The following is an 8,500-nucleotide window of genomic DNA, read 5'->3' as shown; positions in this document are numbered from 1 at the left end:
TCTCGGTTCCGGGCTCCTCGCCCTCCTCGGCACCTGTCGCCGCCATGCGGATGGGCCAGGTGATGAAGTCCGAGTACCGCTTGACGATTTCCCTGATCTTCCAGGGAGAGGTGTAGTCGAAGAGCTTGTCCTCGGTGTCCTCGGGCTTGAGCCGCAGGGAAGGTGACCGGCCGTCGTCGTAATTGTTTTAGATGTTGAAGCCGAGGGCCCGCATCTGGTCCTTGCCGTCGTCGGTGATCCGCTCCGGACCCCATGGCGGCATCCATACCCAGTTCAGGCGCCATTCGTCCACGACGCCGTCAAGCGCCTTGCCCACCTGCTCCTCGAGCACGTCGGTCAGCGGGCAGGCTGCGGTGGTGAGGGTCATGTCGATCAGCAGGGCGCCGTCGTCGTCCGAGTACCGCAGGCCGTAGAGCAGGCCCAGGTCCACCACGTTGACCCCGAGTTCGGGGTCAATGACGTCCTTAAGCGCCTCTTCGACATCCTCCAGCGCCGTGCGGGCTGCGTCGATTTCGGTCATGGTCAGTCAGTCCTAACTAGGCCTGGACCGCAGCAGCCGTGGCGGATCCGGCGCCCGCGGCGTAACGGTCGTAGCCTTCTTCTTCCAGGCGGTCGGCGAGTTCCGGGCCGCCCTCTTCCACAACCTGGCCGTTCACGAAGACGTGAACGAAGTCAGGCTTGATGTAGCGCAGGATCCGAGTGTAGTGCGTGATGAGCAGCGTGCCCATGTTGCCCGTGGCGTGCGCACGGTTGACACCTTCGGAGACAACCTTGAGGGCGTCAACGTCCAGGCCGGAGTCAGTCTCGTCCAGCACGGCGAACTTCGGCTTGAAGAGCTCCAGCTGCAGGATCTCCACACGCTTCTTCTCACCGCCGGAGAAGCCTTCGTTGACGTTGCGCTGGGCGAAGTCGGCGTCGATGCGCAGCTGCTGCATGGCGGCCTTGACGTCCTTGGTCCAGGTGCGCAGGGCCGGGGCTTCGCCGTCGATGGCGGTCTTGGCGGTCCGCAGGAAGTTGGTCATGGTGACGCCGGGAACCTCGACCGGGTACTGCATGGCGAGGAAGACACCGGCGCGGGCCCGCTCGTCAACGCTCATGGCCAGCACGTCTTCGCCGTCCAGCGTAATGGAACCGCTGGTGACGTTGTAGCGCGGGTGGCCGGCGATGGTGGAGGCCAGGGTGGACTTGCCGGAGCCGTTGGGGCCCATGATGGCGTGGGTCTCGCCGGTGCGGATGGTCAGGCTGACGCCCTTCAGGATCTCCTTGGTGCCCTGCTCGGTGTCGATGCTGACGTGCAGGTCCTTGATCTCAAGAGTAGACATGTGTCTTGTTCTCCTCTGCACCGTGCCGTTCAGGCAGCGGTGCGGTCTTTGGTCTGGAAGTTGCTAAGTTCTGGGACAGGCCCGGCTAGCCGGTTTGTGCGGCTGGAGCCGGATCAGGTGAAGTTCGGCGTTTCGGCGCCGTTCAGCACGTTGGTGAAGTCCACGTAGACGTCGTCTCCGTGGATCTCCACCGCGAACACCGGAACGGGGTCGTAGGCCGGCAGCTGCAGGGGTTCGCCAGTGCGCAGGTCGAACTGCGAGCCGTGCCCCCAGCATTCGATGGCGCAGCCCTCCACCTCGCCCTCGGAGAGCGAGATGTCGGCGTGCGAGCACGTGTCACCGATTGCGTGGATTTCTCCCATGGAGTCCTTGACGATCGCGACCGGGTAGTCGTCGATCAGGATCCGCAGGGCCTGCTTGAGCTGGATCTCGTTTGCCTTGCAGACGAGTTCGCCCTTTGGCTGTTCAGTCATCCGTTGTCCTGTGCTGTAGTTCCGGCCGGTTGGGCCGGGCCTGTTTCCGTGGGGTCAGTTCTCGTTGGCGGCGAGCTCGCGCTCGACTTCCTCGGTCAGCCGCTCTTCGAGGGCCGGAACCTTGATCTGCTGGATGATCTCGTTGAGGAAGCCGCGCACCACGAGCCGACGGGCCACGTCTTCGGGAATGCCGCGGGCCATCAGGTAGAACAGGTGCTCGTCGTCGAAGCGTCCCGTGGAGCTGGCGTGGCCGGCACCCTCGATGAGGCCCGTCTCGATCTCGAGGTTCGGCACGGAGTCCGCGCGGCAGCCGTCGGTGAGCACCAGGTTCTGGTTCTTCTCGTACGAGTCGGTTCCCAGGGCCTGCTTCTGGATCAGGACGTCGCCAACCCAGACGGTGTGCGCGTTCTTGCCCTGCAGGGCGCCCTTGTAGAGCACGTTGGACTTGCAGTTGGCCACGTTGTGGTCAACGAAGGAACGGTGCTCCAGGTGCTGGCCGGCGTCGGCGAAGTAGAGGCCCAGGAGCTCGGCCTCGGCGCCCTCGCCGGAGAAGCGGACGTTGGAGTTCAGGCGCACCACGGAACCGCCGAGCGAAACGGCGATGTGCTTGTAGACGGCGTCCTTGCCCACCTGGGCGTCGTGCTGGCCGAGGTGGCGGGCGTCGTCTTCCCAGAGCTGCACGGAGATCACGGTGAGCTGCGCGCCGTCGCCGACGATCACTTCCAGGTTTCCGTTGTGGTCGGCAGCGCCGGTGTGCTCCACGATGACTACGCTGCGGGAGTTGGCGCCGGCTTCCAGCACGAAGTGTGCGTTGGAGCGGCGGCCTGCGCCCGCGCCGTTGACCAGGATGCGGACCGGCTCGGCCGGTTCGGCGTCGGCCGGGATGGCTAGGTGCAGGGCCTCGTCCGTGTTGGCGGAGGCGACGACGGCGGCCCGGTCGGCCGGGGTCAGGACAGTGCCGCGGGGGGCAGCACCCTGCGCCAGGCTGCCGCGGACGTAGCCCTCCGGGGCTTCCACGGTGAACACTGCTGCGTCGCCGTCGGTGGCGGTGTCGGAGAGCAGGTTGGCCAGTCCGCGGACCGGGGTGAAGCGCCATTCCTCTTCGCGGCCGCTGGGCAGCGCGAAGTCGGCGACGTCGAAGCTCGTGAGCCGCTCGGCGCGCGAGGACATGACGGTGACGCCGTGGTTGTGGCTGTGGTCCACCTTCGCGGGGACGAGTGCCTCGCCTTCCTCGGTAAACCCGGCGATGGAAGGAGCTCCGATGCGGGCCTTTTCAGTAGTAATTTCGGCAGTCATTAACCGACGGATCCTTCCATCTGGAGTTCAATGAGGCGGTTCAGCTCGAGGGCGTATTCCATCGGCAGCTCGCGGGCGATCGGCTCGATGAAGCCGCGCACGATCATGGCCATGGCTTCGTCTTCGCGCATGCCGCGGGACATGAGGTAGAAGAGCTGCTCTTCGGAAACGCGCGAGACGGTGGCCTCGTGCCCCAGCTGCACGTCATCCTCGCGGATGTCGATGTAGGGGTAGGTGTCCGACCGGCTGATGGTGTCCACCAGCAGGGCGTCGCAGCGCACCGTGTTCGCGGAGTGCTTGGCGCCCTCGCGGACCTGGACCAGGCCGCGGTAGGCCGCGCGTCCGCCGCCGCGGGCCACGGACTTGGAGATGATGGAGCTCTTGGTGTTCGGCGCGATGTGCACCATCTTGGAGCCCGTGTCCTGGTGCTGGCCTTCGCCGGCGAACGCGATGGACAGGGTCTCGCCCTTGGCGTGCTCGCCCGTGAGGTAGACGGCCGGGTACTTCATGGTGACCTTGGAGCCGATGTTGCCATCGATCCACTCCATGGTGCCGCCCTCTTCGCAGATGGCGCGCTTGGTCACGAGGTTGTACACGTTGTTCGACCAGTTCTGGATGGTGGTGTAGCGGACGCGGGCGCCCTTCTTGACCACGATCTCGACGACGGCCGAGTGCAGGGAGTCCGAGGTGTAGATCGGCGCGGTGCAGCCTTCGATGTAGTGGACGTAGGAGTCCTCGTCGGCGATGATCAGGGTGCGCTCGAACTGGCCCATGTTTTCCGTGTTGATGCGGAAGTAGGCCTGCAGCGGGATGTCCACGTGCACGCCCTTGGGCACGTACACGAAGGACCCGCCGGACCATACGGCAGTGTTCAGCGAAGCGAACTTGTTGTCGCCCACCGGGATGATAGTGCCGAAGTACTCCTGGAAGATCTCCGGGTGCTCGCGCAGCGCGGTGTCGGTGTCAAGGAAGATGACACCCTGGCTCTCGAGGTCCTCGCGGATCTGGTGGTAGACAACCTCGGACTCGTACTGTGCGGCGACGCCGGCCACGAGACGGGCGCGCTCGGCTTCCGGGATGCCCAGCTTCTCGTAGGTGTTGCGGATGTCCTCGGGCAGGTCCTCCCAGGAAGCGGCCTGCTTCTCGGTGGAGCGTACGAAGTACTTGATGTTGTCGAAGTCGATGCCGGAGAGGTCAGCACCCCAGGTGGGCATGGGCTTGCGGTCGAAGTACTTCAGGCCCTTGAGGCGCAGATCGAGCATCCATTCGGGCTCGTTCTTCTTGGCCGAGATATCGCGGACGACGTCCTCGTCGAGGCCACGGCGGGCGTTAGCGCCGACGTCGTTCTTGTCGGCCCAGCCGTACTCATAGGTGCCAATGCCGTGCAGCTCGGGATTCTTTTCCAGAATCTCGGCGATAACACCAGGCTCGGCAACCTTCTTCTCTGATAGTTGGTCCGTCATCACGGCCTTTCTTGCAGATGGTTGGATACTTCGTCCAGGGTGTCCGGCGCGCTTCCGGCGGCCGCAGCCACCGTCAGGGCCGGACGGCCTGTTGGTATGTGGGTGGTGCAGACGTGCCCGCCGCGGGCGAGCGTGGACAGCCTGCGGACATCGACGCCTACGAGGCGCGAAAACATTTCCGTTTCCGCGTCGCAGAACACGGGAAACTGGGTGGCCAGCTGCTGGATGGGGCAGTGGCCCTGGCACAGCTGGACGCTGGACAGCGCTGCTGGCAGCGGGGCCTTGGCTTCGATGGTGGCTGTGGAGGCAACAAAGCCGTCCCGGGACAGGGCGGCGGACAGGGCCTGGGCGCGGGCGGTGATGTCCGTTCCGGCTGCCTCCACTTCGGGGGCGTAGCGGCGTTCCATCTCCGCAAAACGGTCGACGGCGAACTGGCGGACGGATTCGTCGCCCGCCACCGCGCCGAGCTGCTTGAGGGCCAGGGTGGCAATGTTGAGGTAGTCGTCACCCAGCGAGGACTGGCCTTGGGAGCTGAGGACATAGCGGCGGGCGGGGCGGCCGGCGCCGGCGCCTGCGCGGGCCACGCGCTTGACCTCGATCACGCCGGCGCGGGACAGGTGGTCAAGGTGGCGGCGGACGGCGGCCGGGGTGAAACCGAGCAGGTCACCCAGTTCGGCGGCGCTGACGGGCCCGTGTTCCAGGACGGCGCTGAGGACGCGGTCGCGCGTGCGCTCGTCGGAGTCGGCTGCCGCCGGCACCGGGGCCAGGGCAGCTCGCTTTCCACCGCGCGGCGCACCTGTAGGCGCACTTTGCCCGGCCAGAGGCGCGGAAGTGGTCTTGGTCATGGAATACACAACACAATAATGTCGTAATTTATTGCGGCCTTCCAGTAAGGCAAGGCTGACCTGAGGCCGGGCACCGGGCTCGAGCGTGACAGTACTACTTCACGTAGAATACTGGGGTGCGATCCCCCAAATCCCCCGTGCTGACCATCGACGGGCTCATTAAGGACGTCGGTCCGCTCCCCACGCTCGATGGCAAAATGCTCCGGGTGGTGAGCGACGTCTCACTCGTCGCCGGCCGCGGTGAGGTCACGGCGCTGCTCGGCGCCAACGGTGCCGGCAAGACCACCACCATCGAATGCGCGCAGGGGCTGCAGAAGCGGTCAGGCGGAACCATCACCCTGCTCGGTGCCGACCCCGGCACTGCCGGCGCGGAACTCCGGGCCCGCGTTGGTGTGATGCTCCAGGACGGCGGCCTCCCGCCGTCGGCCCGTCCCATTCCCCTGCTCCGGCACATCGCCGGCATGTACCGCAATCCCTGGCCCCTAGATGAACTGGTGCAGCGGCTGGGCATCGACACCTTCAGCCGGACCAATGTCCGCCGGCTGTCCGGCGGGCAGAAGCAGCGGCTGGCCCTTGCCGCCGCGCTGATCGGCAACCCTGAGGTCCTGTTCCTGGATGAGCCGAGTGCCGGGCTGGACCCGCAGTCCCGGCAGCTGGTGTTCGATCTCATCGGGGAGCTCCGGGACAGTGGCATGGGAATTATCCTCACCACACATCTCATGGACGACGCCCAGCGGCTGGCCGACTACGTGTACATCATCGACGCCGGCAGGAATGTTGCCGAGGGCACTGTTGCCCAGCTGCTCCAGCACAACATGCCGGAGACCCCCCACCGCGACCACGTACGCACGCTGCACTTCGAGGCCGTGCCGGGGCTGGACTTCACCGGCGTCCTGCCCGCCGAAATCGAGGTCCGCGAGACACGTTCGGGCAGCTACACGGCCACCGGGGCACTGACCCCCGAGGATCTCGCGGCGCTGACCGCCTGGTGGGCGCAGCACGGCATCATGCCGGGCTCGCTGAGCATGGAGGCCCGGAGCCTCGAAGACGTGTTCCTTGATATTTCCGGAAGGGAAATCCGATGACTCCAGCCGCAGTCAGCACTCCCGCTCCGCTGCTCCGCCGGATCCTGCTGCAAGGCAAATATGAGGCGGCCACCATGCTCCGGAACGGCGAGCAGCTCATCCTGGCAGTGGTCCTGCCGCTTCTTGCCCTGATCGGCCTGACAGTCACCCCGCTGCTCGACGGCATCGGGGACAGCCGCGTTAACGTTGCCGTTCCGGGGATCCTGGCGCTCTGCGCCATGTCCACTGCCTTCACCGGACAGGGCATCGCCACCGGCTTTGACCGGCGCTACGGCGTGCTGCGGTTCCTGTCCACCACACCGCTGGGAAGGGCAGGCCTCATCGCCGGAAAGATCCTGGCAGTGCTGGCCGTGCTGGTGATCCAGGTGGTCATCGTCGCCGCCGTGGCTTTCCCGCTTGGGTGGCGGCCCAATCCGCTGGGCGTGCTTCCCGGGCTGGGGCTGCTGGTCCTGGGCGCGGCGGCCTTCACCGCACTTGGCCTGCTGGTGGCCGGCACCGTCCGGCCCGAGGCCACACTGGCCATCACCAACCTGCTGTGGATTCTGCTGGGCGCCCTCGGCGGCATCGTGATCCCCATGCAGCGTCTGCCCGAACTCGCCCAGAACACCGTCCACCTGCTGCCGTCCGGGGCCCTTGGCGAAGGGCTGCGGGACGCGTTCCTGCACGGCGCCGTGAACGGCAACGCTGTCCTTGTCCTGCTGATGTGGACGGTTCTCGCCGGCGCAGCAGCCATCCGCTGGTTCAAATGGAATTGAGACTAAAGTGAGCACGGCTTCGCGCCTCCCCCAGTTCGTCGGCCGCCTGGCATCCAGGCTGCCTGTCACCGTCGATCCGACCGTCCGCCGCCTGGCCGTACTGTCCCTGATCGGGCAGACAGTCCTGGTGGTCACCGGCGGCGCGGTCCGGCTGACGGCCTCCGGCCTGGGGTGCCCGACCTGGCCGCGGTGCACCAACGAATCCCTGGTGAACACGCCGGAGATGGGCATCCACGGCTTTATCGAATTCGGCAACCGCCTCCTGACGTTCGCCCTGGCCGCCGTCGCGGCCCTGATGCTCGTGTACCTGTGGAACCTGCGCAAGGAACGCAAGGACCTGTTCCTGCTGGCTCTGGGGCTGCTGGCGAGCATCCCGGCGCAGGCCATCATTGGCGGCATCACGGTGCTGACCCAGCTGAACCCGTGGGTTGTCGGCCTGCACTTCCTGGTGTCCATGGCCCTGGTGGTTTTCGCGACGCTGCTGGTCAACCGGGCTTACGGCCGTACCGGTGGCTTCCGGACCCGCCCCCTGGCCGCCCTGCCCGGCGCCCTGCGGCCGGTGATGACCGCCGTCGCGCTCTTCTCCGCCATTGCCGTGATGCTGGGCGTCGTGGTGACCGGCGCCGGCCCGCACGCGGGCGACGCCGACGCGCCCCGCAACAACCTGGACTGGGATCTCTTCTCCCACATCCATGCGGTGCCCGCGTACCTGGTCACGGCCGGTACGCTGCTTGCCGTGTACTTCGTCTTCCGCCGCGGGATTGCCGGGATTTTCCGGACCGCTGTGCTGATGCTCCTCGGCGTCACCGTGCTCCAGGCAGTCATCGGCTTCACGCAGTACTACAACGGCATCCCGGCGCTCCTCGTCGGCGCGCACATGCTCGGCGCTGCCCTGCTGATGAGCGCCGCCACGAACGCCGCCGACATCGCCCGTTCCAGCCCGGTCGCGTAGCCCTAACCCTCCCGCACCTCCTGCCGGGTTTTTCCTGACGCGTCTTCAGGTCTTGTCGGGTTTTTCGTGACGCGTCTTCAGGTCTTGTCGGGTTTTTCCTGACGCGTCTTCAGGTCTTGTCGGGTTTTTCGTGACGCGTCTTCAGGTCTTGTCGGGTTTTTCCTGACGCGTCCTCAGGTCTTGTCGGCTGACCGCCATCCGTCGCTCGTGGAGTCCGGGACTTCCGCGCTTAAAGTGAAACGCTCCATCACATACATATGTGAGGGAGCGTTTCTTTCTTCAGCCCAAGACCTGAGGACGCGTTTGCGC

Annotated in this window: 9 protein-coding genes; 3 read left to right on the top strand and 6 right to left on the bottom strand. The window is 66.1% G+C overall.

The window, feature by feature from the left end:
• Positions 1–187: 187 nt before the first annotated feature.
• From ACFUTU_RS18060 to ACFUTU_RS18035, 6 genes are all read right to left on the bottom strand, one after another.
• Positions 188–520, bottom strand: coding sequence for a metal-sulfur cluster assembly factor (locus ACFUTU_RS18060; protein ID WP_377966737.1), 333 nt, complete (start codon positions 518–520; stop codon positions 188–190).
• 16 nt (positions 521–536) lie between these two features.
• The gene (sufC, locus tag ACFUTU_RS18055) at positions 537–1,322 is read right to left on the bottom strand and encodes a Fe-S cluster assembly ATPase SufC (RefSeq protein ID WP_377966735.1); all 786 of its coding nucleotides are present in this window, start codon (positions 1,320–1,322) and stop codon (positions 537–539) included.
• A gap of 113 nt (positions 1,323–1,435) precedes the next feature.
• Positions 1,436–1,795 (bottom strand): non-heme iron oxygenase ferredoxin subunit, encoded by a 360-nt coding sequence (locus ACFUTU_RS18050; protein WP_377966733.1) that lies wholly within the window; start codon positions 1,793–1,795, stop codon positions 1,436–1,438.
• Positions 1,796–1,849: 54 nt separating this feature from the next.
• Positions 1,850–3,091, bottom strand: a complete 1,242-nt coding sequence (gene sufD / locus ACFUTU_RS18045; RefSeq protein WP_377966731.1) for a Fe-S cluster assembly protein SufD — start codon at positions 3,089–3,091, stop codon at positions 1,850–1,852.
• A complete protein-coding gene (gene sufB / locus ACFUTU_RS18040) occupies positions 3,091–4,554 on the bottom strand; it encodes a Fe-S cluster assembly protein SufB (RefSeq protein ID WP_377966729.1) in 1,464 nt (487 codons plus the stop codon). The genes sufD and sufB overlap by 1 nt, the downstream gene beginning before the upstream one ends.
• Entirely contained in the window at positions 4,554–5,408 is an 855-nt protein-coding gene (locus ACFUTU_RS18035) for a helix-turn-helix transcriptional regulator (RefSeq protein WP_377966728.1), read from the bottom strand. Before ACFUTU_RS18035 ends, sufB begins: the two co-directional genes overlap by 1 nt.
• Positions 5,409–5,515: 107 nt before the next feature.
• On the opposite strand from ACFUTU_RS18035, the gene ACFUTU_RS18030 reads away from it, so the two are divergent.
• The 3 genes from ACFUTU_RS18030 to ACFUTU_RS18020 are packed head-to-tail and all read left to right on the top strand — an operon-like array spanning position 5,516 to position 8,191.
• Entirely contained in the window at positions 5,516–6,484 is a 969-nt protein-coding gene (locus ACFUTU_RS18030) for an ABC transporter ATP-binding protein (protein ID WP_377966726.1), read from the top strand.
• Complete coding sequence (locus ACFUTU_RS18025; RefSeq protein ID WP_377966724.1) at positions 6,481–7,239, top strand: ABC transporter permease; 759 nt, start codon at positions 6,481–6,483, stop codon at positions 7,237–7,239. Before ACFUTU_RS18030 ends, ACFUTU_RS18025 begins: the two co-directional genes overlap by 4 nt.
• A 7-nt stretch (positions 7,240–7,246) precedes the next feature.
• Positions 7,247–8,191, top strand: a complete 945-nt coding sequence (locus tag ACFUTU_RS18020) for a heme A synthase (protein ID WP_377966722.1) — start codon at positions 7,247–7,249, stop codon at positions 8,189–8,191.
• Positions 8,192–8,500: the final 309 nt, after the last annotated feature.

Origin of the sequence: Arthrobacter sp. NPDC057388, assembly GCF_042668165.1 — a bacterium.
Lineage (GTDB): Bacteria > Actinomycetota > Actinomycetes > Actinomycetales > Micrococcaceae > Arthrobacter.
This window is presented reverse-complemented; position numbering and strand designations above follow the sequence as displayed.